The sequence below is a fragment of the Pseudomonas sp. 2957 genome, from assembly GCF_031456345.1.
Lineage (GTDB): Bacteria > Pseudomonadota > Gammaproteobacteria > Pseudomonadales > Pseudomonadaceae > Aquipseudomonas > Aquipseudomonas siliginis.
Window position 1 is genome coordinate 276,915 of the sequence record NZ_JAVDUL010000004.1, and the last position, 24,366, is coordinate 301,280.

24 protein-coding genes and 1 pseudogene are annotated in these 24,366 nt (G+C 59.0%); 14 read left to right on the forward strand and 11 right to left on the reverse strand.

Going from position 1 to position 24,366, the window contains the following annotated elements; genetic code table 11:
- Positions 1 to 70 precede the first annotated feature (70 nt).
- The 3 genes from phoU to J2Y39_RS15885 all read left to right on the forward strand — a co-directional run bounded on the left by phoU (position 71) and on the right by J2Y39_RS15885 (position 3,064).
- Positions 71 to 832 (forward strand): phosphate signaling complex protein PhoU, encoded by a 762-nt coding sequence (gene phoU / locus J2Y39_RS15875; RefSeq protein ID WP_016772483.1) that lies wholly within the window; start codon positions 71 to 73, stop codon positions 830 to 832.
- Between the two features lie 189 nt (positions 833 to 1,021).
- Positions 1,022 to 1,960, forward strand: a complete 939-nt coding sequence (locus tag J2Y39_RS15880) for a response regulator (RefSeq protein ID WP_310218707.1) — start codon at positions 1,022 to 1,024, stop codon at positions 1,958 to 1,960.
- A gap of 207 nt (positions 1,961 to 2,167) precedes the next feature.
- Positions 2,168 to 3,064 carry a M23 family metallopeptidase gene (locus tag J2Y39_RS15885; RefSeq protein WP_041476599.1) on the forward strand — a complete coding sequence of 299 codons (897 nt, stop codon included), beginning with the start codon at positions 2,168 to 2,170 and terminating at the stop codon, positions 3,062 to 3,064.
- A gap of 172 nt (positions 3,065 to 3,236) precedes the next feature.
- On the opposite strand, the gene J2Y39_RS15890 is transcribed toward J2Y39_RS15885, so the two are convergent.
- The 3 genes from J2Y39_RS15890 to phoB all read right to left on the reverse strand — a co-directional run bounded on the left by J2Y39_RS15890 (position 3,237) and on the right by phoB (position 6,815).
- A complete protein-coding gene (locus J2Y39_RS15890; RefSeq protein ID WP_016772486.1) occupies positions 3,237 to 4,577 on the reverse strand; it encodes a hemolysin family protein in 1,341 nt (446 codons plus the stop codon).
- Positions 4,578 to 4,700: 123 nt separating this feature from the next.
- Entirely contained in the window at positions 4,701 to 5,987 is a 1,287-nt protein-coding gene (gene phoR / locus J2Y39_RS15895) for a phosphate regulon sensor histidine kinase PhoR (protein WP_264082210.1), read from the reverse strand.
- A 138-nt stretch (positions 5,988 to 6,125) separates the two neighbouring features.
- Positions 6,126 to 6,815, reverse strand: coding sequence for a phosphate regulon transcriptional regulator PhoB (gene phoB / locus J2Y39_RS15900; protein WP_007896474.1), 690 nt, complete (start codon positions 6,813 to 6,815; stop codon positions 6,126 to 6,128).
- Between the two features lie 151 nt (positions 6,816 to 6,966).
- Between phoB and J2Y39_RS15905 the strand changes: the two genes are divergently transcribed.
- A complete protein-coding gene (locus J2Y39_RS15905; protein ID WP_133335608.1) occupies positions 6,967 to 7,350 on the forward strand; it encodes a hypothetical protein in 384 nt (127 codons plus the stop codon).
- Between the two features lie 115 nt (positions 7,351 to 7,465).
- On the opposite strand, the gene ubiA is transcribed toward J2Y39_RS15905, so the two are convergent.
- Together ubiA and J2Y39_RS15915 are read right to left on the reverse strand one after the other, a co-directional pair.
- The gene (ubiA, locus tag J2Y39_RS15910) at positions 7,466 to 8,356 is read right to left on the reverse strand and encodes a 4-hydroxybenzoate octaprenyltransferase (protein ID WP_122506247.1); all 891 of its coding nucleotides are present in this window, start codon (positions 8,354 to 8,356) and stop codon (positions 7,466 to 7,468) included.
- The gene (locus tag J2Y39_RS15915; RefSeq protein WP_310218715.1) at positions 8,356 to 8,916 is read right to left on the reverse strand and encodes a chorismate lyase; all 561 of its coding nucleotides are present in this window, start codon (positions 8,914 to 8,916) and stop codon (positions 8,356 to 8,358) included. Before J2Y39_RS15915 ends, ubiA begins: the two co-directional genes overlap by 1 nt.
- A gap of 201 nt (positions 8,917 to 9,117) precedes the next feature.
- Here J2Y39_RS15915 and J2Y39_RS15920 point away from each other — a divergent pair, with 201 nt between their 5' ends.
- The 3 genes from J2Y39_RS15920 to J2Y39_RS15930 all read left to right on the forward strand — a co-directional run bounded on the left by J2Y39_RS15920 (position 9,118) and on the right by J2Y39_RS15930 (position 10,919).
- Positions 9,118 to 9,285, forward strand: a complete 168-nt coding sequence (locus J2Y39_RS15920) for a rubredoxin (protein ID WP_305381791.1) — start codon at positions 9,118 to 9,120, stop codon at positions 9,283 to 9,285.
- A gap of 19 nt (positions 9,286 to 9,304) precedes the next feature.
- Positions 9,305 to 10,453, forward strand: a complete 1,149-nt coding sequence (locus J2Y39_RS15925) for an FAD-dependent oxidoreductase (RefSeq protein WP_310218717.1) — start codon at positions 9,305 to 9,307, stop codon at positions 10,451 to 10,453.
- A gap of 190 nt (positions 10,454 to 10,643) precedes the next feature.
- Complete coding sequence (locus J2Y39_RS15930) at positions 10,644 to 10,919, forward strand: HU family DNA-binding protein (protein WP_003213368.1); 276 nt, start codon at positions 10,644 to 10,646, stop codon at positions 10,917 to 10,919.
- A gap of 103 nt (positions 10,920 to 11,022) precedes the next feature.
- Here J2Y39_RS15930 and J2Y39_RS15935 read toward each other — a convergent pair.
- From J2Y39_RS15935 to tssI, 6 genes and pseudogenes are all read right to left on the reverse strand, one after another.
- Positions 11,023 to 11,184 (reverse strand): annotated as a pseudogene (locus tag J2Y39_RS15935) (phosphatidate cytidylyltransferase); the annotation flags it as partial.
- Between the two features lie 44 nt (positions 11,185 to 11,228).
- Positions 11,229 to 11,849 (reverse strand): hypothetical protein, encoded by a 621-nt coding sequence (locus J2Y39_RS15940; protein ID WP_130910094.1) that lies wholly within the window; start codon positions 11,847 to 11,849, stop codon positions 11,229 to 11,231.
- Between the two features lie 26 nt (positions 11,850 to 11,875).
- On the reverse strand, positions 11,876 to 14,206 hold the full coding sequence (locus tag J2Y39_RS15945) for a lipase family protein (RefSeq protein ID WP_310218719.1): 2,331 nt from the start codon (positions 14,204 to 14,206) through the stop codon (positions 11,876 to 11,878).
- Positions 14,203 to 14,988 (reverse strand): hypothetical protein, encoded by a 786-nt coding sequence (locus tag J2Y39_RS15950; protein WP_310218722.1) that lies wholly within the window; start codon positions 14,986 to 14,988, stop codon positions 14,203 to 14,205. The genes J2Y39_RS15945 and J2Y39_RS15950 overlap by 4 nt, the downstream gene beginning before the upstream one ends.
- The gene (locus tag J2Y39_RS15955; protein WP_310218724.1) at positions 14,985 to 15,833 is read right to left on the reverse strand and encodes a DUF4123 domain-containing protein; all 849 of its coding nucleotides are present in this window, start codon (positions 15,831 to 15,833) and stop codon (positions 14,985 to 14,987) included. Before J2Y39_RS15955 ends, J2Y39_RS15950 begins: the two co-directional genes overlap by 4 nt.
- Positions 15,830 to 17,854: a type VI secretion system tip protein TssI/VgrG gene (gene tssI / locus J2Y39_RS15960; RefSeq protein ID WP_310218725.1), complete on the reverse strand. Its 2,025-nt coding sequence runs from the start codon at positions 17,852 to 17,854 to the stop codon at positions 15,830 to 15,832. The genes J2Y39_RS15955 and tssI overlap by 4 nt, the downstream gene beginning before the upstream one ends.
- 698 nt (positions 17,855 to 18,552) lie before the next feature.
- Here tssI and tssA point away from each other — a divergent pair.
- Genes tssA through J2Y39_RS15995 form a run of 7 tightly spaced genes read left to right on the forward strand, consistent with a single transcriptional unit; the run spans position 18,553 to position 24,320 of the window.
- Positions 18,553 to 20,115: a type VI secretion system protein TssA gene (tssA, locus tag J2Y39_RS15965; protein WP_056790892.1), complete on the forward strand. Its 1,563-nt coding sequence runs from the start codon at positions 18,553 to 18,555 to the stop codon at positions 20,113 to 20,115.
- 32 nt (positions 20,116 to 20,147) lie between these two features.
- Positions 20,148 to 20,651, forward strand: coding sequence for a type VI secretion system contractile sheath small subunit (gene tssB, locus J2Y39_RS15970; protein ID WP_016772498.1), 504 nt, complete (start codon positions 20,148 to 20,150; stop codon positions 20,649 to 20,651).
- Positions 20,652 to 20,679: 28 nt separating this feature from the next.
- Entirely contained in the window at positions 20,680 to 22,155 is a 1,476-nt protein-coding gene (tssC, locus tag J2Y39_RS15975; protein ID WP_016772499.1) for a type VI secretion system contractile sheath large subunit, read from the forward strand.
- 9 nt (positions 22,156 to 22,164) lie between these two features.
- Positions 22,165 to 22,572 carry a type VI secretion system baseplate subunit TssE gene (gene tssE, locus J2Y39_RS15980; RefSeq protein ID WP_007920274.1) on the forward strand — a complete coding sequence of 136 codons (408 nt, stop codon included), beginning with the start codon at positions 22,165 to 22,167 and terminating at the stop codon, positions 22,570 to 22,572.
- Between the two features lie 11 nt (positions 22,573 to 22,583).
- Positions 22,584 to 23,090, forward strand: a complete 507-nt coding sequence (locus J2Y39_RS15985) for a PAAR domain-containing protein (protein WP_056790890.1) — start codon at positions 22,584 to 22,586, stop codon at positions 23,088 to 23,090.
- A 4-nt stretch (positions 23,091 to 23,094) separates the two neighbouring features.
- A complete protein-coding gene (locus tag J2Y39_RS15990) occupies positions 23,095 to 23,946 on the forward strand; it encodes a hypothetical protein (RefSeq protein ID WP_095181221.1) in 852 nt (283 codons plus the stop codon).
- On the forward strand, positions 23,943 to 24,320 hold the full coding sequence (locus J2Y39_RS15995; RefSeq protein WP_056790885.1) for a hypothetical protein: 378 nt from the start codon (positions 23,943 to 23,945) through the stop codon (positions 24,318 to 24,320). The genes J2Y39_RS15990 and J2Y39_RS15995 overlap by 4 nt, the downstream gene beginning before the upstream one ends.
- The last annotated feature ends 46 nt before the right edge of the window (positions 24,321 to 24,366 follow it).

Here is a 24,366-nt window from a genome sequence, read left to right on the forward strand (position 1 = left end):
CGATATCAGGACTTATACATAACTGCTTGAAGCTTGCAGCTTGAAGCTTGCAACTTTCGCGGAGCGAACAATGATTTCCAAAGAAGGCCTTACCCATCACATTTCCGCGCAGTTCAACGCTGAACTGGAGGAAGTGCGCAGCCACCTCCTTGCCATGGGCGGGCTGGTCGAGAAGCAGGTCAACGACGCGGTCACGGCGCTGATCGAGGCCGACTCCGGCCTGGCTCAGCAGGTGCGTGAGATCGACGACCAGATCAACCAGATGGAACGCAACATCGACGAAGAATGCCTGCGCATTCTCGCCCGTCGTCAGCCGGCAGCCTCCGACCTGCGTTTGATCATCAGCATTTCCAAGTCGGTGATCGACCTTGAGCGTATCGGCGACGAAGCCACCAAGATCGCCCGTCGTGCCATCCAGTTGTGCGAAGAAGGCGAAGCGCCGCGCGGTTACGTCGAGGTTCGTCACATTGGCGACCAGGTACGCAACATGGTGCGCGATGCGCTGGACGCCTTCGCCCGTTTCGACGCCGATCTGGCCTTGTCGGTGGCGCAGTACGACAAAATCATCGACCGCGAATACAAAACCGCTTTGCGTGAGCTGGCCACCTACATGATGGAAGACCCGCGCTCTATCTCGCGGGTGCTGAGCATCATCTGGGTCCTGCGTTCGCTGGAGCGCATCGGCGATCATGCGCGCAACATCTCCGAACTGGTGATCTACCTCGTGCGCGGCACCGACGTGCGTCACATGGGCCTCAAGCGCATGAAAGAAGAAGTTGAAGGCACAAGCGCTGAAACCGCTAATGTTCCGGGCGAAGCTGACGATAAGTAAGATTGCCTGAGAAAAGCGCCCGGCCCTCTGGCCGGGCGTTTTTGTTTCTGCTTTTCGGAAGCAGATACGGATCGGAAAGCGCATTAAAAAGCAGCACCCGCGAACGAAAAGTCCCGGCGTGACTGAAGAGTTTTGGCAATGTGCCATCAGCCAGCGTTATGCTTGCCGGGATTTTAATAGGGGTGTTGGATGAGCAAGATCAGTGTGTTGGTCGTGGACGATGCTTCGTTCATTCGTGACCTGGTGAAAAAGTGCCTGCGTAATTACTTCCCGGGGATCCGCACCGAGGACGCCATCAACGGCAAAAAGGCCCAGGCGATGCTGGCCAAAGAGGCTTTCGACCTGGTGCTGTGTGACTGGGAAATGCCGGAAATGTCCGGCCTCGAACTGCTGACCTGGTGCCGCGAGCAGGACAACCTCAAGACCATGCCGTTCGTCATGGTCACCAGCCGTGGCGACAAGGAAAACGTCGTGCAGGCGATTCAGGCCGGCGTATCCGGTTACGTCAGCAAGCCGTTCACCAACGAGCAACTGCTGACCAAGGTCAAGCAGGCACTGAACAAGGTCGGCAAGCTCGACACCTTGATGAACAGCGCGCCGACCAAGATGAATTCGGCGTTCGGCAACGATTCTCTGAGCGCACTGACCGGCGGCAAGCCTGCCGTGGTTGGCGGCGCTGCGGCCAGGCCTGCCGCTGCCGCTACTGCACCCGCTCCATCCGTTGCGCCGTCGCGCGGTTTGCTCAACAGCCCGCCAGTTCAGGCGCCCGGTGCATCCAAGGCGCCGGTCGGCGGTCGTGGTCAGGGCCAGTTGCGCCTGCCGAGCGGTACTCAGCAATGCGTGATCAAGGCCCTGAGCATCAAGGAAGCGCTGCTGGTAGTGAAGCGCACCGAAACCCTGCCGCAGATCCTCGACAGCGCCGTGCTTGATCTGGAGCAGGGCGATAACGCCGAGATCGCGCGCCTCAATGGTTACCTGCACGCGATCGTCGCCCACGAGCAGAAAGCCGACAGCGACTGGCTGCAACTGACCTTCCGCTTTGTCGACCAGGATGCGCAGAAGCTCGACTACATCTCGCGCCTGATCGCCCGTGGCACGGCGCAGAAGCATTTCGTACCCGGCGCGTAAGCTTCGTCGCCCGATAGGCCGCCTTCGCGAGCAGGCTCGCTCCCACCCTGGAACGCATTCCAAATGTAGGAGCGAGCCTGCTCGCGAAGGGGCCAGCCAAAACACCACCCATGCCCCCGCTGGCCATTTTGAAACATCTGTCGACTAGCCTGGTCTGTCTCAGCTGCTAGGCTGATTCCCAGGCCTTCCTTCGACAGACTCTTGCCCATGCTCGCGCGCCTGCTGTTTTTCTGCGGTCTCTGCCTGGCCTCCCAGCTGGCGATGGCCATGACCATTTACAAATCCACCGATGCCAACGGCGTGGTCTCGTACAGCGACCGCCCGAGCAAAGGCGCGAAAGTGTTCGTGTTTCAGGACCGTATGGTCGAGCGCCTCGACCGCCAGGTGTATCTGGACATCAAGAAGCAGAAGGGCGTCGACGTAGTGTTTGCGCGCAACGATCTGTACGCGCCGGTTGAGGTTGCCCTGGCCTTCATCGGCACGAGCAATGTGCGCGGCGTGCCTGCGCGGGCGATCCGTCGCGTGCTGCCACCGCGCAGCAACACTCGGCTGGCGCTGCTGACGGCGATCAGCCGTGACCAGCCGCTGGTGTATTCGCCGCAGTTCCAGTATTCGCTGGGCGACCCCGCAGGCACCGCGCAGAGCTATCGCTATCCGCTGCCCTGGCGTGGCGGGCCGTTTCGCCTGAGTCAGGGCGCCAACGGTCAATACAGCCACTACGGGCCGAAGAACCGCTACGCCATGGACATCGCCATGCCGGTGGGCACGCCGATCATCGCCGCGCGAGCGGGAGTAGTAGTCAAGACCGAGAACTCACAGAGCGGGCGCGGTACCGATGCCTCCGGCAATTTCGTCCGGGTGCTGCACGACGACGGCACGATGGGCGTGTACCTGCATCTGAAACAGGGGTCGGTGAGTGTGCGCGAAGGACAACGGGTGAAGGTCGGCAGCCCGCTGGCGCTGTCCGGCAACACCGGCAACAGCAGCGGCCCGCACCTGCATTTCGTGGTGCAGCGCAATACCGGCGAAGGGCTGGTATCGATTCCCTATCAGTTCAACCAGCCGCTGGGGGCGTTGCCCAACTTTGCGTTGGGCAAGCAGTAGGCGCGATAGGGTGTTGAGGGTTTTTGTGGCGAGGGGATTTATCCCCGTTGGGCCGCGAAGCGGCCCCAAATATTGCAACTCTGTACTAACTGACTGCATTCAATGGTTTTGGGACGGCTGCGCCGTCCAACGGGGATAAATCCCCTCGCCACAACAGCCCCCCAAACTCCCATCAATCGAGCATCAACACCTTGGCCAGGACAATCTTCGGCCCTTTCATCTTCTTGATGATGATGCGCAGGCCTTCGACTTCCAGCACTTCTTCCTCTTCCGGCACCCGTTTCAGGGTTTCGTAAACCAGCCCGGCAAGGGTTTCCGCTTCGATGTGATCAAGATCGATGCCCAGCAGACGCTCGACCTTGAACAACGGCGTATCGCCACGCACCAGCAACTTGCCCGGCTGATAGGCAAGGATGCCGCGCTCTGCCTTGCGGTGTTCGTCCTGAATATCGCCGACCAGCACTTCCAGCACGTCTTCCATGGTCAGGTAGCCGATGATGTTGCCGTCAGCCTCCTCGACCACGGCGAAGTGCGAGCCGCCCTTGCGGAACTGCTCCAGCAGTTGCGACAGCGGCATGTGCCGCGATACGCGCTCCAGCGGGCGGGTCAGCTCGGCCAGGTTGAACGACTCGGGAATGTGGTCCAGCGCGGCCAGTTCCAGCAGCAGATCCTTGATGTGCAGCAGGCCGACGAACTCCTGGCGCTCGCTGTCGTACACCGGATAACGGCTGAACTTGTGGCGACGGAACATCGCCAGGATTTCCTTCAGCGGCGCGTTGAATTCGAGGGTGATCAGGTCTTCGCGGGAATTGGCCCAGTCGACCACTTCCAGCTCGCCCATTTCTACGGCCGAGGCCAATACGCGCATGCCCTGATCGCTGGGATCCTGGCCACGGCTGGAGTGCAGGATCAATTTCAGTTCTTCGCGGCTGTAATGGTGTTCATGGTGCGGGCCGGGTTCACCTTGCCCGGCGATACGCAAAATCGCGTTGGCGCTGGCGTTGAGCAGGTAGATCGCCGGGTACATCGCCCAGTAGAACAGGTACAGCGGCACCGCCGTCCACAGCGACAGCAGCTCGGGTTTGCGGATCGCCCACGACTTGGGCGCCAGCTCGCCGACCACGATGTGCAGGTACGAAATGATGAAGAACGCGGTGAAGAACGACACGCCTTTGATGATCTCGGGCGAGTCGACGCCGACTGCGCTCAGCAGCGGCTCGAGAATATGCGCGAACGCCGGTTCACCGACCCAGCCCAGACCGAGAGAGGCGAGGGTGATGCCGAGCTGACACGCCGACAGGTAGGCATCGAGCTGACTGTGCACGGTGCGCAGGATGTGCCCGCGCCAGCCGTGTTGTTCAGCGATGGCCTCGACCCGGGTCGAGCGCAGTTTGACCATGGCGAATTCCGCCGCAACGAAAAATCCGTTGAGCAAAACCAGGATCAGAGCAAAAAGAATCATGCCGAAGTCGGCAAAAATGGTAGCGAGGGACAAGCCAGGGGAAGGGTCCATGATGGAGTTTTGCGGGTTCCGTGTGATTCGAAAGTAGGGAGAAACAGCGCCTGAAAAGCAGGCACAAGTCAGCCAATGTAGCGGCTGACCGTGCGATTGCCTAGTGGCGTGTGCCGGGCGGCATCACTCGGTGGCGCTGATCGCCCGTGCGCTGGCCACTTGGGCCGGGGCGAAATGGCAGGTGAACGTGCTGCCGTGGCCGGGCACGCTGCTTATCTCCATCCGCGCGCGGTGGCGCAGCAGCACGTGCTTGACGATGGCCAGGCCGAGGCCGGTGCCGCCGGTGTTGGAGTTGCGGCTCGAGTCGACGCGGTAGAAACGTTCAGTCAGGCGCGGCAGGTGTTTGCTGTCGATGCCGATGCCGGAATCCTGCACGCTCAGGTGCGCGCCCTGATCGTCGCCCCACCAGCGAATGCGGATGTTGCCTTCGGCCGGGGTGTACTTGACCGCGTTGAACACCAGATTGGAGAACGCGCTGCGCAACTCCGCTTCGCTGCCCTTGAGCAGCACTGCGGCATTGGCCTCGAGGCTGATGCGCTGGTTCTTCGATCCCGACAACTGCTGCGCATCGCTGGTGATCGATTGCAGCAGCGTGTCGATCTGCACCGGTTGGTTGTCCGACGGGTAGTCGGTGGCTTCCAGTTTCGCCAGCAGCAACAGGTCGTTGAGCAGCGTCTGCATGCGCCCGCCCTGTTGCTGCATTTGTTGCAGAGCACGGCTCCAGCGCGGGTTCACTTCTTCGACATTGTCCAGCAGGGTTTCCAGATAGCCGCAGATCACCGTCAACGGTGTGCGCAGCTCGTGGGAGACGTTGGCGATGAAGTCCTTGCGCATCTGTTCCAGCTGATGGATGCGCGTCACGTCGCGGACCAGCATCAGGTGTTCATTGTTGCCGTAGCGCGTCAGGTACAGCTGAATGCGCACGCGATCGTTGGTCGGCGAAGGGATTTCCAGTGGCTCGGCGAAGCTGTCCTGCTCGAAGTATTCCTTGAAGCGCGGATGGCGCACCAGGTTCGTCACCGGTTGGCCGCTGTCCTGCGGAGTTTTCAGCCCGAGCAGGGTTTCCGCGGCGCGGTTCCACCATTCGAGGTTGCCGTCGCTGTCGAGCATGATCACCGCGTCTTTCAGCGCGGCGGTGGATTCCTGCACCCGGTCGATCACCGCTTGCAGACGCCCGCGCACCCGTTGGTCGCGGCGTTGCAGGTGATAGATGCTGTCGAACACCTCGCCCCACAGACCATAGCCATCGGGCGGTGCTTCGTCGGGTTGATGCTGGCGCAGCCATTCGTGCAGACGCAGCAGTTGCTTGAGCGTCCAGGCCAGATAAAGCCCCAGGCCCGCCGCGAGGCTCCAGCCGTAATAGCCGGTGATCAGGCCGATCACCAGGCAGGCGGTGACCAGCAACAGCATGTGGCGAATCAGGGTGCCATGCCAGTTTTGATTCACAGAGGCGTCCTTAGCCGCAGCTTCAAGTTTCAAGCCGCAAGCTCCAAGCTAAAGCGGATCGGCTGTTACTTGCCGCTTGTAGCTAAAAGCTTGCAGCTGCTTTTATGCTTTTGTAGAGAACCGATAACCGGTGCCGCGCACGGTTTGTACCAGATTTTCGTAAGCGTCGCCGAGGGCCTTGCGCAGGCGGCGGATGTGCACGTCGACGGTGCGTTCTTCGACGTAGACGTTGCCACCCCAGACCTGGTCAAGCAACTGGCCACGGGTGTACGCGCGTTCCTGATGGGTCATGAAGAATTGCAGCAGGCGGTATTCGGTCGGGCCCATCTCGGCGGGTTTGCCGTCGATGGTCACGCGGTGGCTGATCGGGTCGAGCAGCAGGCCGCCGACTTCGATCGGCGCTTCGCCATCGGTCGGTCCGGCGCGGCGCAGCACAGCCTTGAGGCGGGCGACCAGTTCACGCGGGGAAAACGGTTTGGTGATGTAGTCGTCGGCGCCGACTTCCAGGCCCTGGATCTTGTTGTCCTCTTCGCCCTTGGCGGTGAGCATGATGATCGGGATGTCCCCGGTCAGCTCGTCACGCTTGAGGCGCCGGGCCAGTTCGATGCCCGAGGTGCCGGGCAGCATCCAATCGAGCAGGATCAGGTCCGGTTTGCGGTCGACGATGATGGCGTGAGCCTGCTGCGAGTTCTCTGCCTCTAGGCAGTCATAGCCGGCCATTTCCAACGCCACGGCGATCATTTCGCGAATGGGCGCTTCGTCGTCGACGATCAGAATGCTCCTGCCAACCATGCCTTAATCCTCTTGTCATTTAACTGTCTTGCGCCGCATTAGATAACGGAATTATTGCAGTCGTGTGACAGTATTTCAGGCCGGCAACATTTGCACCCATCCTCGACTAAGCTCTAAGTCCGAATCCTGACAACCACAAAAGAAGGTTTCCATGACTCAGATGACTGCTTCTTTCAAAGCCCTGCTGATGGCCGCCGCCCTGACATTGCCGGGGCTGGCCATGGCGGCCGATCCGGCGATGGAGAAGGACGGCATGTACACCGACCACAAGGGCATGACCCTGTACACCTTCGCCAAGGACTCCGCTGGCAAGTCCGCGTGCAACGACAAGTGCGCGGCAAACTGGCCGCCGCTAATGGCGACAGCGAATGACAAGTCGATGGGGGACTGGACGGTAATCACTCGTGATGATGGCAGCAAGCAATGGGCCTACCAGGGCATGCCGCTGTACACCTTTGTGATGGACAAGAAGGCCGGCGACATGACCGGCGACGGCAAAATGGACGGCGCGTGGAAAGTCGCCAAGGCCAAATAACTACGGTCCAAAACCCTGTGGGAGCGAGCCTGCTCGCGAAGCGGTGTATCAGTTATCGCAGAGGTGACTGCCATGACGCCTTCGCGAGCAGGCTCGCTCCCACGGGTGTCATGCATCAGCGCAATGCGTAATCGAGCACGATCCCGACAAAGATCGCCAAGCCTGCCCAGTGGTTATGCAAGAACGCCTGGAAGCAGCGCATGCGGTCCTTGCTGCGCGTGTACCAGAACTCCCACGCATAACATCCCGCAGCCACCAGCAAACCGAGGTGGAACCAGATCCCCAGCTCGAACTTCGACCCGGCCAGAATCAGGCAGCCCAATGACAGCGCCTGCAAGCTGAGGATGATCACCCGATCCGCCTCGCCAAACAGAATCGCCGTGGATTTCACGCCGATCTTCAGGTCGTCATCACGATCGGTCATCGCGTAATAAGTGTCGTAGCCCACCGTCCACAGCAGGTTGGCGATCCACAGCAGCCACGCCGCCGCTGGCAACTCGCCGGTCTCAGCGGTAAAGGCCATCGGCATGCCCCAAGAGAACGCCGCGCCCAGCACCACTTGCGGGTAATAGGTGTAGCGCTTCATGAACGGATAAGTGAACGCCAGCGCCAGACCGCCGAGCGACAGCCAGATCGTCGGCGCATTGGTGCACAGCACCAGCAGAAAACTGATGCCCATCAGCACGGCAAAGAACACCAGCGCTTCCTTCGAGCTGATCCGGCCAGCAGCAAGCGGCCGTTGCGCGGTGCGTTTGACGTGGCCGTCGACCTTGCGGTCAGCCCAGTCGTTGATCACGCAGCCGCCGGCACGGGTCAGCACTACGCCAAGAACAAAAATCACCACGTTGGCCAGCGACGGCGAGCCCTTGCCGGCAATCCACAATGCCCACAATGTCGGCCACAGCAGCAGGTAAATGCCGATCGGCTTGTCCATGCGCGTCAACTGAACGAAATCCCAGGCGCGCGGGTTCAGACGGTTGAGGGACTTGAGCAGGCTTTGATACATCAGCAGTTCTCCGGATGGGCGCGGGCGGCGTCCCACAGGCTCGGCAGGAAGATTTCCGCGACCAGCACGCTCAGCGCGCCACGGTCGAAACGCGAACGCCGGCCCCACAGTTCAGGGGCTTGCACCGCTGGCGGCAACCATTGTTCAGGGTAGTGGCAGACTTCAATGGCGCGGCGTTGAAATGCGCGATCGCAAAACAGCAGTTCACCCAGCGAGCGGCTGCCCAGTTCATCCATGTGCAAACCATCGCCTTGCAGGGCGGCGCGCGAGGCGACGCTGCGGGCAAACACCCAGGCTTCGCCATGACCACGCAAATACACCTCACGCACCCAGCCTTCGCTGCCCTCGGCCAGATCCAGTGCCGCGCATTCATCAGCGCGCAGGGTGTCCCAGCCTTCGAACAACGGCGACACGCTGAAGCCATCCTCGGACAAACAGGTCAAACGGCGGGTCAGCGAACCTTCGTCGAACAACCAGTCCAGGGTGAACGGATCGGGGCGGGGCGTCAGGCGGTCTTGGGTCAGCCAGAGCGGGGCGGGGCAGGCATTTGAATGTTGCACAATGAGTCATTATTGGCCGCAAATGAGGCGGCGAGCTTACCATGGCAGGCGACAGGATTGAGCGGCGCCGGCCGCCGTTGCGCCGAACAGGCTTGCATCTGCGCGGCACCCTCAGTACAAAACGCCCTGAGCAGGATGGCAGCGCAACACCCATCGACCGTCCGCGCCGGCACTACGCCTGAACCCTGAGGAAGTACCTGAATGAAGAAGTGGCAATGTATCGTCTGTGGCCTGATCTATAACGAAGCCGAGGGTTGGCCGGATGACGACATCGCGCCGGGCACCCGCTGGGAAGACGTACCGGCAGACTGGCTGTGTCCCGACTGCGGCGTCGGCAAAATGGACTTCGAAATGATTGAAATCAACTAAGCAAATAGAGGAGTAAGGCATGAGCGCACCAGTCGTCATCATCGGCACCGGGCTTGCGGGCTACAACCTGGCCCGCGAGTTTCGCAAGCTCGACAGCGAAACCCCGCTGCTGCTGATCACCGCCGATGACGGCCGCTCTTACTCCAAGCCGATGCTCTCCACCGGCTTCGGCAAGAACAAGGACGCCGACGGCCTGAGCATGGCCGAACCCGGCGCCATGGCCGAGCAGTTGAAGGCCGAAGTGCGCACCCACACGCGCATCAGCGGCATCGATGCCGGCCACAAACGCTTGTGGATCGGCGAAGAAGCCGTGCCCTATCGCGACTTGATTCTGGCCTGGGGCGCGGAAACCGTGCGCGTGCCGATCGAAGGCGACGGCGCGGAACTGGTATTCCCGATTAACGATCTGGAAGGCTACGCGCGCTTCCGTGCCGCAGCGACGGGCAAGCGTCGGGTCTTGGTGCTCGGCGCCGGGTTGATCGGCTGCGAATTCGCCAATGACCTGATCCTCGGCGGCTACGAAGTGCAACTGGTCGCGCCATGCGAACAGGTCATGCCGATGCTCTTGCATCCTGCCGCGGCGGCGGCCGTGCAGGCCGGGCTGGAAAGTATCGGGGCGAAGTTTCACCTCGGCCCGGTGCTGACCCGCCTGGAGAAAGTAGTCGATGGCCTCGAAGCGCACCTGTCCGACGGTCAGATCATCCCGTGCGATGTGGTGGTCTCGGCGATCGGTCTGCGCCCGCGCATCGATCTGGCAGCGGCTGCCGGCGTGCAGATCAATCGCGGCGTGATGGTCGATCGTTACCTGAAGACCTCTCACGCCAACATCTACGCCTTGGGCGACTGCGCCGAAGTCGACGGGCTCAATCTGCTCTACGTGATGCCGCTGATGAGCTGCGCGCGCGCGTTGGCGCAAACCCTCGCCGGAAACCCGACCGCGGTCAGCTACGGGCCGATGCCGATCACCGTGAAAACCCCGGTGTGCCCGCTGGTGGTGTCGCCGCCACCACGGGGCAGCGAAGGCGTTTGGAGCGTCGAAGGGCAGGGCGCCGACGTCAAAGCGCTGTGCCACGGTGCCGACGGTCAGTTGCTCGGTTACGCCCTGACCGGCGGGGCGGTCATGGAAAAACTGGCCCTGAACAAACAGCTGCCGCCGCTGCTGGCGTAAATGCCGGTCGTTCTGTCGCAAACACCGCTCTTTTGCCCCGACAAAGGTCTTGGGGAGACTGGCGCCGCCGTTGGCGGCGTGCCATTCTCACTCCCGTCTGCCGCAGAGTAGAGCCTGCGGCGCCTTGGGCGCTGTTCCAACGAGAACAGCACGGACATAACAACAAAAAACCGTCAAAGGGGCTTCACTAATGCGTAAACCAGAACTCGCCGCTGCAATCGCCGAAAAGGCAGACCTGACCAAAGAACAGGCCAATCGCGTCCTCAACGCCGTCCTCGAAGAAATCACCGGCGCCCTGCACCGCAAGGACAGCGTGACGCTGGTCGGCTTCGGCACCTTCCTGCAACGCCACCGCGGCGCCCGCACCGGCAAAAACCCGCAGACCGGCGAACCGGTCAAGATCAAGGCCAGCAACACCGTGGCGTTCAAGCCAGGCAAATCGTTGAAGGACAGCGTCAATCCTTGATGGCGGCGTGCTCCCCTGAATGACGGGGAGTACCGCAAATGAAAAATGGGCACACCGATTGCGGTCGGGTGCCCATTTTTTGTGGTTGGAGCATTCGTCTAGATCAGACGGAGAAGAAGTAACGCGTCAGGTGAAAGAAGAGCGGTGCCGCGAAGCATGTCGAGTCCATCCAATCGAGGATTCCGCCGTGACCTTTGATCATTGTGCCCCAGTCCTTCGCGCTCAGACTGCGTTTGATAGCGGACATGACCAAGCTGTCTAGCCAGCTTGCGGCAGTCATTGGGACTTAACCGTCGGGCAGCACGCCGACTACTCGGTCATCCGAACTGTTAATCGCAATGGCTTATCCTGGAATTGCTCAATTCGTAGCCTGCCCAAAATTTCATCGTTCGTACTCTGCCCTTTGCATACCAATTCATATTTGAAGACTTTACTTAACCGGGAGTCCGCATATTTACACTCGACTGAAAGCAAGTTCTCGTTCGACCCATGCTCGTCCAGTGGTTCATCTGCCAAGTCATTAATATGTATCCAGACGGCGCTTAAGCCAAGTTTCTCTGGATCCTCAGTCATGTCCATGATCCAGATCTTGATTTCGCTGAGGAGCGTGAGACAGCCCCCAATGCTGGGAAGTAATTTGACGTTGAACTTGGCGGTCTGCGCAGTGGGTTGCCAAGGTTGTTTAAATTTTTTGACTCCAAGGTTGGGGTCTCTTGCGTAGTTTTCTGGCGCGTAACAGTAATATGGGGAAAACGGCTGATAGTACGCTTCGGCGGTGACGCTAAAATTCGCAGGGATGTCCATGTTCAGTGTTGCCGAACTGGAGAACGAGTTGCATCCAGTTCCAAATATTATGAAGCTGGCCAATAACAAAGCGCGGATCGAGTGCGTTGCAGTGGCGAAGTTTAACTTGGGGGACAACGAGAGCATCGGTACTTCCTTGTTGACTGATTAAGTTAAATGAACGAATCAATATCCAGCTGAAACGGCTCGCCAACCGCATGCCCTCCGGTCATCGCGGCGATAGCGGCGTCGTGGTCTTCAGCGGCTGGCGGGATCATCGCCAGTTGTTCTTGAACAAGATTTTCCGCATGGCTGTTCCAGCGCAGCAGACTTTCCTCGACCCATTCGGGCTGGTCGGCATAGCTGCCGTAAACGTCGACCTCGGTGACCCGTTGACTGCGCAGCGCTGTCAGGCGGGCCTTGGTCATGCTGATCTTGTCTATTTCCTGATTGAGCATCAGCGTCTTGTGCGCGCGCTCCTGCTCTCGCACGTAAGAACGGTGGTTGTTTTGCAGATCGCGCTTAACGGCCCGCAGCTGTTGCTGAATATTCTCCAGGGCGCTGCTGATCCACTCGAATTCGCGATTGGTCACCAGCGAACGCTTGCGCTGCAGTGCTTCCTGCCAACGGCGCAAGCTGGCCCAGCAGCCGGGGATGTAGCTGCCGACCATTGAGTGGTGACCCCGGTCGAACAACTGCCGCAGAAACGATCCGCGTTCGGGCAAGCCGTTGGTAGCGCGCAGGGCCTTGGCGCAGCCGTGATCGACGATCGTGCTGCAACCCGGCTCCCAGAGAAGGGAGGATCGGTGGTCCTTGTCGAACTCAACGGGCATGAAATGGCGCAAAGCACCGTGATGCCCATAGTCGTCGCCAAAGAAATTGATGATTCCCCAGATCAGCAGGCCGAGGCCGGCGACCGGGTTGAAGCCCAGCACCACGGCGTTGGTTGCGTACATCGGCCCAGGCTTGGCGAAAGTATTCATCCATGTGGCGGGAACGCTCGGAACCGGGTCGTTCTGATTGACGATGCGGTGGTGGGCCAATGCTTTGGCGCTTTCGATGAACGTGGTGTCACCAGCGCGGGGGGCGCCGTAGGTGTAGAGCACGATTTGCGGGGAAAACTCCAGGTTGCGTCTCAGCATCTCGGACAGGATCAGTGCAACTGCACCGCCCAGACTGTGACCCGTGATCAGCAGCTTTTGCCCGCTGTAGAATTTTTCCAGATAAGTCACGATAAATGGATAAGCCGCCAAAGCGCCACCGTAGAAACCGCGGTGCACTTTGCCTTCGCCTTCGGCAAAGGGAACCTGATAGGCATCGCCGTCACGCCGGCCGTCGGGCCAGATCTCACTGGTACCTCGCACGCTGATCAGGATCAACTCGTCGTGGTGGCAGATGAAAGCTTGGGTATCAGTACTGTTGTCTTTGTTACGGTCATCGAGACAGTGCAACTTGGCCGGGTGTTCTTGTTCGTCGCCCAACGCGGGGTCATTCACTTCGGGGTAAAGGTTCGGGTCGAACGGCACCACTTCCAAGCGTTTCGAATACGGCACGTCTTCGTACAGTGGGTAGTATTTCTGCGTTTGCGAGTCATCGACCTTCCACAACTCGTCGAACTGCGGCAGCGCGTGGCCGAACCAGTTGCCGCTGCTGGGCTGTAGCGGAAAGCTTACCGTGTCGGTCTGCACCGGTTGAGTGTTGGGTTCCTGCCCGAAATCGGTGTAGCTCAGCGTCGCCATCACCGACAGCTGATAAAGGTTAAGCGCGCAGAACGCTTCGCCTGTCGACAGCATTGGCCGTAGCGCTCTCATCGGCCGTACTTCCAGCACATGGTGTTTGTTCGGTAGCAACGCGACGCCCTTGGGCGGTGGCGGGGAAAACCCCAGCTCGACGGTGGCCATTTCCGCCGAACTCAGGATTGCGTGCAGTCCGCCATCCGCAGAAGTTTTATCGACGACCGTGAAGTCTCTGGATTTCGCAGCGGGGCGCATGAGCTTGTGCGCCGCCCTTTTCGGAGGGTCGCGACGAGCAGCCAGCGGCGGCAAGTGGGCGATGTGTTTTACCAATTCACTGACTTCGACTTGGCAGTACGCATCGGTTTCGGGCAGGTCCTTGGCGGGGTTGGCCTGGGTGCGAGTGCCTGTTTTGTGGAAAAAGCGGGTTTTTTCGGCGCGGACCTGGAGTTCGGTGATGGGGAGGGGATAGTGGGGGCGCTTTTGCAAAAATGTGTAAGATTTTTCGCTGCCTTGATAGCGGCTCTTCAATTTGAGTACTAGTGGACCGCAATAATGATCGTCGATCTTTGCAGATCCAGTCGCATCAAGTTTTCCGCTATGGGCCGTGTCTTCGTAATCAATCACTTCGTAAGACAGACCAGCGTATGGCTTACCGTCGCCGAATTCGTCCACTAGCTGGAAGCTGGTACGATGGCCGCGTTTAGGGCAGGCATGTATGTCGCCCTGCATGAAGCGCAAATCGGTCGCCGAGAAAGTCTCAATGTTCATGGTGCCCCTTGCTCCGTGCATCCCGGATAGATGGTGCAAACCCGCCCATCGACCATTTTGAAAGTGCTGAAATTTGTGTCGTTGCCGTAGCAAAAGGCGTATTGATCCTCGAAGTTGTCACCCATACAGCGCTTCCAGCCGCGGGGTACTTTGATCCAGGTATCGCCGATGGCTGGAAGTTCTTCACTTGCCAGCCTGACCTTCAGCGTCACCGTTTTGCCCTCAAGTTGAGTCAATGTGTACGCCGTGGAAGGTCTCGTTCGCAGCACGTTGCCCTGTGCATCCAAGTTTTTGCAGGTCAGCAGTTTGATCAGGGACCGATGTGGACCGACGGTGCGGAATGACCACCTGCATTCACCATAAAACTCCCCTTCACCGTCCTCGTTGAAAGTGCCCTTTAGTCGTTCCAGCAACTCTGGGCGCACGAAAATCGAGGCGTAGTCCATGCTGAAGTTGCTTCGGCCTTTTCCATAAAAGCCGATGACCTTGATTTCCACTTTGTTGAGCGCCAACGGACAATCGCTGACGGTTTTGTACAACTCGATTTCCGCAGTGCTTACATATTCCATGGTGGGTTTATTGAAGCTCACCCAGAAATCCGGCTTTCCTGGCACGCGGCAGGTTTCACCCGCTGCGGGCAGGTAGATAGCCTTCAGCTCATATTTGAATCCAGGCGGAAAATCCGGAACAAACGTAAACGTGTTCGGGGTCTTCACCGTCGTACAACCCACCAGCAATCCCAGGCAACCACTCAGCAGAAACCCTCGTTTCAAGTGCCTCATCGACCTACCTCTCCCTGCCAATACAACGCTTCCTGATATACCCGCTCAAAATGCATCGCCGGATCTTCACCGGGTTTGGGCAGCCATGATTTGCCTGGCCGATATCCCGGTAACTGCAAACTGCGGGTCAGCAAGAAATGCACTTGCTCCGGTTGTTGCCAGCCCCATAAGTGCGTCAGTTGAATCAGGCCCCACAGCCACTCATCGACGTCCAGTTGTTCGGCCAGCGTGGCCATGGCTTCGGTGTGTTCGCCGACCAGGTAACGGCGGGTGTTGTCGAACAGCACGTTGGCGTAGATCAGCTCCGGGGTCGGCGTGTGCAGCCACGGCGGATCCATCGGCAGCGGGTGGTGGCCGGGGTCCGGGTTGTCGATGGCGTTCCATCGCTCTGCGTGCCAATAGCAGACGCTGTTGAATGGCCCGAGAAACGCCGCGCGGTGCTCGGGTTGCAGGTGCGCCAGCGCACGTCCCAGAACCCGGTTGTCATGCACGCGGTACACCGCCTGATTCGGGCGTTCGCCGGTTATCAGGCGATCACGCCAATGCGCCGCCAGCAGATCAAGTTCGACGTGACGGGCACTGGCCAGCCAGCCCCAATTGCGCTCGGGCGTGGCGAGCAAGGTCTGGATGGCGGGATGCTGCGCCGTATCGATTTGCAACAGTAGCGGGCCGGTCGGCACCAGCGACTCGGCCGGCGTGCCGCTGTAGAGCGGACGAAACCGCTCGGTGCCGAGGTCGCGGGTCAACGCAGCGTGCTCTGCGCTGTGGCCGTCGGTGTCGAGCATCAGATACAGTTCGCAGCCGGCGCGGGACTGAGCGTGCAACCATTGTTCGACCGGGCTCATGCGACTTCTCCCAGCTCGCACTGACCCGCCGCGCAGGCTTCGCACAGCGGGCAAAAATCCGCTGCCTGCTGGCGGGCGCTGTTGACGATCGACAGCGGTGTGGCGCTGCTCGGAAGAACCAGGCCAGCCTCTGCCTGTAGCGGTTGTAGCGGTGCGAGCCCCGGCAGTGGCGCTCCGCCCTGAACGATGGGCACGCTGCTGAAAATCCCGCCGGCATTGATCACGATGTGATGGCCGCCCGCTGACAGCGTCAGGCTCATGCCGGCATCGATCACCACGTTGCTTGCCGTGACATGCGCCTGCTGGCCGGCCTGGATCACCAGAGCGCCCAGGGTCTGGCTGCTGGTGCCGCTGACCTGCAACAAGTCGTCGGCGTTGATTACTGTGCTGCGCAGTCCTTGATGAGTGCGCGAATCCCTGCCTTCGATAAGGCTGGTGCTGTCATTGCCGACATGCTCATGGCGGTCGCGAGTGATCAGACTGCGGCTGTCATTGAGGATCAGTTGCTCGAGGTCGCGCTGCGCGCGCAGGTAGATCTTCTCCTGCCCGGCGCGATCCTCGATCGACAGTTCGTTGTAGCCGCCATTGCGCGGTGAGCTCTGGCTGCGTAATACCGTGCGGGTTTTACTCGCCGGCAAGGGATGAGCGACGGCATTGACCTTGTTGGCGACGCAGCCGGTAATCAGCGGTTGGTCCGGGTCGCCTTCCTGGAAGGTCACGACCACTTCCATGTCGACCCGGGGAATGGTCACCGCACCGAATCCGTCACCTGCCCAACTGGAAGCTACGCTTAACCAGCAGCTGCTTTTTTCGCTGTTGCGTTCAGCGCGATCCCAGGGAAACTCGACACGAACCCTGCCGTACTCATCGCAGAAGATCTCTTCTCCGGGAGGCCCGGTAACGCGCGCGGTCTGGCAGACCAGCAAGGGTCTTGGCGCGGGCAAAGGCGGACGGTAGACCACCTCTGCGGGAATGGCCCTGAAGGTATTGCGATAGCCCTGGGAAAAACCATCGGCAGGTTTCGCCTCGCTGCTGAAAGCCTCTTCGAGCACTGCCGGTTGCTTGCCTTCGTGACTGAGACTGACCAACAGCCACAACTCGTTGCACTCGGCCCTGGGATGTTCGCTCAGCTCGAACAGGTGACCGCTGCGCAAAATCGCCTGATCGCTTTTGCCTTCAATCCATTGATAGTCGCTGCGATGGCGCTCCAAGGCCTGACGCGCCAGCTGTTTGCCGTGCTTCTCGGACTTGATCAGCAGTGGATAGCGATAGTCCTCCAGAGCCGGCGTGAATTCTGCGGTGAAGCGGCTTTCCAGCAGCAGGCTTGGGCGCTTGAGGTCATAGTCGCGGCGGGTGACCGTGCTGGTACGGGTGTTGAAGCCCATGCTCAGGTGGTTGACCACCGGGTGTTCGGCGACCATGCCGCTATCGACCCTGAAGGGTGTGGTGCCCAATTTGCGCGCGAACACCGGGCTGTCGCTGAACACCAGCAAGTGCCTGTCGAGCGAATGCTGGTGGTGCCAGGCAATACCCTCTTCGGCGCACAGACGCTGAATGAATAGGAAGTCGCTTTCGCCGTATTGCGTGCAGTACTCACGAGGCTCACCGGCGGCGACATTGAACGTGAAGTCATCGGCCTGGATGCCATGGCCTTTGAGCACTTGCGCGACGATCTGCGGCACTGTCAGCTGCTGAAAAATCCGCTGATCGTGGCTCATTTGCAGATAATGCAGCGCCGGTACCAGTGACAGCTCATAGCGGGTCAGGCGCTTTCCCGATTCGCTGAGCATGACATTTTCGATCCGCCCGTGAATGCCTTCGCCCGCTAACCCGAATTGCAGAAAAGCAGGCTGGCTGAGCAAGCTTTCCAGATCGAAATCTGCGTGCTCGCTCACCAGCTCGATGCGAAATGCGTACAGCTGACTGATGGCTTCAGTGCCCGTGAACGCGAGCACCTTGAAGTCGTGACGAATGGCCGGGATATGCAGTGAGAATGGCGCGCAGTGGCCTTTGCCGAACATGGGCTTGTCCTTAAGCAAAGTGAGTCAAAGCGCGATACCGTCCTCCCTGATCGCCGCGCATGAAAAGTTGCCAGGGCAAGCTAGCGGCGCGGCAAACTAATTGATGTAAGAAGTATCCCTGAAATTTGTCAGAGTATTCCGGTGTGGAAGTCTTGGTTGGAATGCGAGAAGTGTCTGTAGGACGCGGCTCGGATAACTATCGAAGTGCCAGTATTTGCCGGGGGAGTAAAGTTTCAGAATAATGAAATGCCATCATTATAGTGGCACTTTTTGCATTGATCGTTGTCGCTGCAAACTTCTCGATGGAACCCGGTCATTTTAGGAAGTGTCCTACTTCTATTTTTTTTTGAATTTGGCATGCTGCACGCCGCTCGAGGGTGCGGGCGTCAGGTAAACTCGCCCGGCTGCGGCCGAGGCTCTGGGACAATGGTTTGGCGGGAGCCGGGAAAATGCGCTGATTTATAAACGGCATCAGGGAAACCCCTGCGACATATAGGGCGATCTCCTACAGATCGCAATGAACAGTTCGTCTTGTTGTTTAATCAGATGCTTGCTAGTGGCCATCATAGTGATTACGATGCGCCCACTTGAAAGAGCACATCTCAATTGGATGAGTCGCTGAACTGCTCTTCGATACTGTCCCGCGTTGCTGAAACTCCATTCACGCGCATGACTGTAATCCTTAATAAAGGCCATGGATGTCCTACTCAAGCAAACTTTCCGCCCATTACCTCGAACTCGCAAAAGTCTCTGTTTCCAAAGAGAATTTTGCGGGCGAAGACGTTCGTTTTTCGAGCGAATTCGAGGCGCTGGAAAGTGAGCTGGCCAAGGCTTCGTCGATGCACGAAAGCGGGCAGATCGACTGGCTGAAAATCCGCGAAAACAGCGAAAATCTGCTGCGTACCCAATCCAAGGATCTGCGTGTCGGCGCCTGGCTGACCTGGTCGCTGTACCAGCGCGAATCCTTCCCCGGGCTGCTTGCCGGCCTCGGTCTGCTGCACCATCTGTCGGAAAACAACTGGGCCGACGTCCACCCGCTCAAACCCCGCACCCGTGCCGCCGCGATCGGCTGGCTGGTGCCGCGTCTCGAGCAGGTCATCACCGAAAACATTGCGATCAAAGAGCAGTTGCCGATGTTCCGGCAGCTCTCCGAGCACCTGGCCGGTCTTGAGGCCGCGTGCACTGAACATCTGGGCGATGACGCGCCACTGCTGCTGCCGATCTCCCGCCGCCTGAAAACCATGATCCAGCGTGCCGCCGACAACCAGCCGGCACCCGGCGTGGTGGGGGCGGCGGTGGCGCAGGTCAAGCAGGCCGCGACCCAGCTGCTCACTCCTGGCGCACCGATCGACAACGAGCGGGATGCGCACAAAGCCCTGCGCGCCCAGCAGGACAGCGCCCGGCCGTTGTGTGCCTGGTGGCTCAAGCAGAAGGCTACCGATCTGCGTGCCCTGCGCCTCAATCGCACGCTGTTGTGGATGACCATCGACGCAGTGCCCGAGCGCAACGCCGAGCAGATCACCGTGCTGCGCGGTCTGCCGCTGGAAAAGCTCAAGCTCTATCAGGACCGTTTCGATCAGGGCAAATACGCCGATCTGCTGGTGGAACTGGAGGCGAGCCTGGCGAAGGCGCCGTTCTGGTTCGATGGCCAGAGGATGGTCTGGGAATGTCTCCAGAACCTTAACGCCGAGCTGGCCATGCGCGAAGTGGAAATCCACTTCGCGCTTTTGATTCAGCGCCTGCCGGGCATCATCGAGTTGCGCTTCCATGACGGCGCGCCGTTTGCCGATCCGTCCACCCGCGCGTGGATCGCCGCCAATGTCATGCCGCACCTGCAAAGCGCCAGCGCGCCGCGCAAGGTCGAAAGCGAGAACGTCGAAACCCAGCCGGCCTGGGAAAAAGCCCTCGAGGAAGTCCAGCCAATTCTGCGCAAGGAAGGTTTGAAGCCGGCCGTGCAGATTCTCAAGCAGGGTCTGCAATCGGCCCACGGTGGCCGCGAACGCTTCTTCTGGCAGTTCACCCTCGCGCGGCTGTGTTTCCTGGCCAAGAAATACGAACTGGCCAAGAACCAGCTCGAAACCCTCGATCAGACATTACAGGACTCAGGCCTGCACGCCTGGGAGCCCGATCTTGCATTGCAAGTGCTGCACCTGCTGCACAGTTGCTGCGAGTTGTTGCCGCAGAACCACGCCGTACGTGAAAGCAAGGAAGAGATTTATCGCAGGCTGTGCCACCTCGACCTCGAAGTGGTACTCGAATAGGCCCCAGGGCCACAACCGCAAGGAGAAAAGCCATGGCCAAAGAAGGCTCGGTAGCCCCCAAGGAACGCATCAACGTCACCTTCAAACCCGCCACCGGCGGAGCTCAGGAAGAGATTGAACTGCCGCTGAAGCTGCTGGCAATCGGTGACTACACCCACCGCAAGGACGATCGCAAAATCGAAGATCGCAAGCCGATCAGCATCGACAAGATGACCTTCGACGAAGTGTTGGCCAAGCAAGAGCTGGGTCTGACGCTGAGCGTGCCGAACCGTCTGCAGGAAGATGGCGAGGCTGAAGAGCTGGCCGTGCAATTGCGCGTCAATTCGATGAAGGACTTCAACCCGGCCAGCCTGGTCGAGCAAGTGCCTGAGCTGAAAAAACTGATGGAACTGCGCGATGCGCTGGTGGCCCTCAAAGGCCCGCTGGGTAACGCACCTGCGTTCCGTAAAGCGATCGAAGGCGTGCTCGCCGACGACGAATCCCGCGGTCGCGTACTCGGTGAGCTGGGCCTGAACGCCGCAGCCCCGGACGCCTGAGACTCCAGTAGCCAAGGAAGCCAACACAATGAGCACTAGCGCAGCACAAGAGAAGAGCGCCGCCAGCGGCGAATACAGCATTCTCGACAGCATCATCGCCGAAACCCGTCTGACCCCGGACGACGAAGCCTACGACATCGCCAAGCGTGGCGTGTCGGCGTTCATCGAAGAGCTGCTCAAGCCGCAGAACAACGGTGAGCCGGTCAAGAAAGCCATGGTTGACCGCATGATCGCCGAGATCGATGCCAAGCTCAGCCGTCAGATGGACGAGATCCTGCACCACCCGGATTTCCAGGCGCTGGAATCGTCGTGGCGTGGTCTGCAGTTGCTGGTCGACCGCACCAACTTCCGCGAAAACATCAAGATCGAAATCCTCAACGTCTCCAAAGAAGACCTGCTGGACGATTTCGAAGATTCGCCGGAAGTCATGCAGTCGGGCCTGTACAAGCACATCTACACCGCTGAATACGGCCAGTTCGGTGGTCAGCCAGTGGGCGCCATCATCGCCAACTACTACATGTCGCCAAGCTCGCCAGACGTCAAGCTGATGCAGTACGTGGCCAGCGTTTCGTGCATGTCCCACGCGCCGTTCATCGCTGCCGCCGGGCCGAAATTCTTCGGTCTGGAAAGCTTCACCGGCCTGCCGGATCTGAAAGATCTGAAAGACCACTTCGAAGGCCCGCAATTCGCCAAATGGCAGAGCTTCCGGACTTCGGAAGACTCCCGCTACGTTGGCCTGACCGTGCCGCGTTTCCTGCTGCGCAACCCGTACGATCCGGAAGAAAACCCGGTCAAGTCGTTCGTGTACAAGGAAACCGTTGCCAACAGCCACGAGCACTACCTGTGGGGCAACACCGCTTACGCGTTCGGCACCAAGCTGACCGACAGCTTCGCCAAATTCCGCTGGTGCCCGAACATCATCGGCCCGCAGAGCGGTGGCGCGGTTGAAGATCTGCCTCTGCACCATTTCGAAAGCATGGGCGAAATCGAAACCAAGATCCCTACCGAAGTATTGGTTTCCGACCGTCGTGAATACGAACTGGCCGAGGAAGGCTTCATCTCCCTGACCATGCGCAAAGGCTCCGACAACGCGGCGTTCTTCTCCGCAAGCTCGGTGCAGAAGCCGAAGTTCTTCGGCATCAGCGCAGAAGGCAAGGCGGCAGAGCTGAACTACAAGCTCGGCACCCAACTGCCGTACATGATGATCGTCAACCGTCTGGCTCACTACTTGAAAGTGCTGCAGCGCGAGCAACTCGGTTCGTGGAAAGAGCGTACCGACCTCGAGCTGGAACTGAACAAGTGGATCCGTCAGTACGTTGCCGACCAGGAAAACCCGAGCGCCGAAGTGCGTGGCCGTCGTCCGCTGCGCGCTGCGCAAGTGATCGTCAGCGACGTTGAAGGCGAGCCGGGCTGGTACCGCGTGAGCTTGAACGTGCGTCCGCATTTCAAGTACATGGGTGCCGATTTCACCCTGTCGCTGGTTGGCAAGCTGGACAAAGAGTAAGAGCGACTCATGGACGGATACGGCAGCCTGTTCGAACGCCTCAACGGCGACGCACAACTACGCAAGGGCAACAGCCTTGAGGCTTGCGCCATGGCGTCAGTGGCTGCCCATCTGGCCAAAATGCTCAGCACCCGGGCCGGCAGCGTGCAAACGCTGGCCGACTACGGGTTGCCCGATCTCAATGACATGCGTCTGAGCCTGCACGACTCGCTGAGTCAGGCCCGTCTGGCTATCGAAAACTTCATCGAAGCCTACGAGCCACGCCTGAGCAACGTGCGTGTCATTTCCCTGCCGCGTGACCACGATCAACTGCGCCTGGCCTTCAGTATCGAAGGCCTGCTGGAAGTCGAGGGTTTCAAGCGTCAGGTCAGTTTCTCCGCGCGCCTGGATGGCAGCGGTCAAGTCAAGGTCACCTAAGGAGATCCCCGATGTCTGGCAAACCCGCAGCACGCGTATCCGACCCCACCGCTTGCCCGCTCCCCGGCCACGGTACCAACCCGATCGCCGCCGGTTCCGGCGACGTGTTTTTCGATGGCCTCGCGGCCGCCCGCCAAGGCGATGCCTCGGCGTGTGGTGGTGCGCTGTCGGGCGGCTTGGCGACCACTGTTCTGATCAACGGCAAACCGGCTGCGACAGTAGGTTCGGTTGGATCTCACGGCAACAAGGTCACGGCTGGGTCCGGGACGGTGATTATTGGCAATTCGCATACGCCAGCGCCGTTTGTGCCGCCAGAGCCTGTTGTTATTCCCGGAGTCTTTAACCGTGTTTTTTCCTTCCATGCAGCGGATGGACAGCCCGTCGAGAACTTGAATTACAGAATGGTTTCTGAGAGTGGATTAGAAAAAGCAGGACGTTCATCGGCGGCCGGTGGCACGGGATGTTTCTCGACGGGTAAACAAGGCGAGATGGTTACCATCTACGTGTCGGCGGAGTAAGCACGTGGAAACCTCTATTGTTATCGATGGCATCGCACATATTTTCGAGACCTCCGATGGTAAAACGGAGTTGAAAATTGAAGGCGAAACTACGCCTAGCGAGGATAAAGAGCCGAAAAAGCTTCCTTTGCCAAGTATGTGGCTGATAACTAGAGGCAATGGCGTGCCTCTCTTCGCGGTAAAGCCGAATGCGACAGATGCACAGTTCAGAATCATGACGGCCGAAAAACTGTATGCGGAAGCCATTCAGTGGTTTGAGCCGTTAGCTGATAATTATCGGGAAAAATCTTGGATAAATCCCGAGTCCAAAGTCGCTGGCACCGATGCATACAATGCATATAAACAATTTACTTGGGCGGAAATTGCCAAGTTTGCAGCTGTTGACAGAATGTCGATTAGCTTCGCCGCTAAAATGCCGGGTGATTGGAAAAACAGTCCGGAGGGCGGTTCTGGATTCTTGTTGGTCATGATCGAGGGCGAACCTTACTGGGCTGACGGTGTAGGGCAAATACCATTCGCTACCGATACATACCGGTTATATCTGGAGGAAACCAAGTCCGTGGAAACGGCTATCAAGAAAACCGTTGAAACCGGCATGGAGTATGGCGATGGTCTTCCTATATTTCCGAAGGAGGACAAAACCAATGAATACGATAACTACATGGTGCTGCGCGGTGCTTTGTGGGCCTCCGAGAACTTTGATCTACGTACGGAAACGGTAAAAGTATTTGTGGGGCGAATGGGCTATCGCGAGAAAGTAATTACGAGCACGGTTTATCTCGGCGTTTCCGACCAGAAGTTGAAAAGCTTCATTACGCAGGGCTCTGTAGATACGTACGGAGAGTGGAAGAGATGATGACGAGAATAGCTGGGAGCTTGCTCGTCCATTTTTTTACCTGCGTAATTTACGTCGTTGTTAATTACTATGGTGTTTCTCTCTATAAATTTTTATTCGGCGGGTTAACGTCCCGTGGTGCTTCCATTGGAATTGCCATGTATATGGTTTTTTACTTATTCATTTTTGTTAATTTGCTCGTTGCTGTAATTCCGAATCGACGTTTTAAGTTGTGTGTTGTGTTTTTTATGGTGGCCTTGATATTGGTTTATCTGCTGCCGCTTTATCCCGTTCGAGCGTTGGCCTATATCGTTCTAACAGGCGGACTTACTACGCTGGCGATATTGGTGGCCGGCAAGTTTGAAAGGTTTTTGTTGGCCCGGGGTGCGAAATGATTTTTTTCGTTTTCCGCTATTAGTGCTTTTGGTCGATTAATTTTTC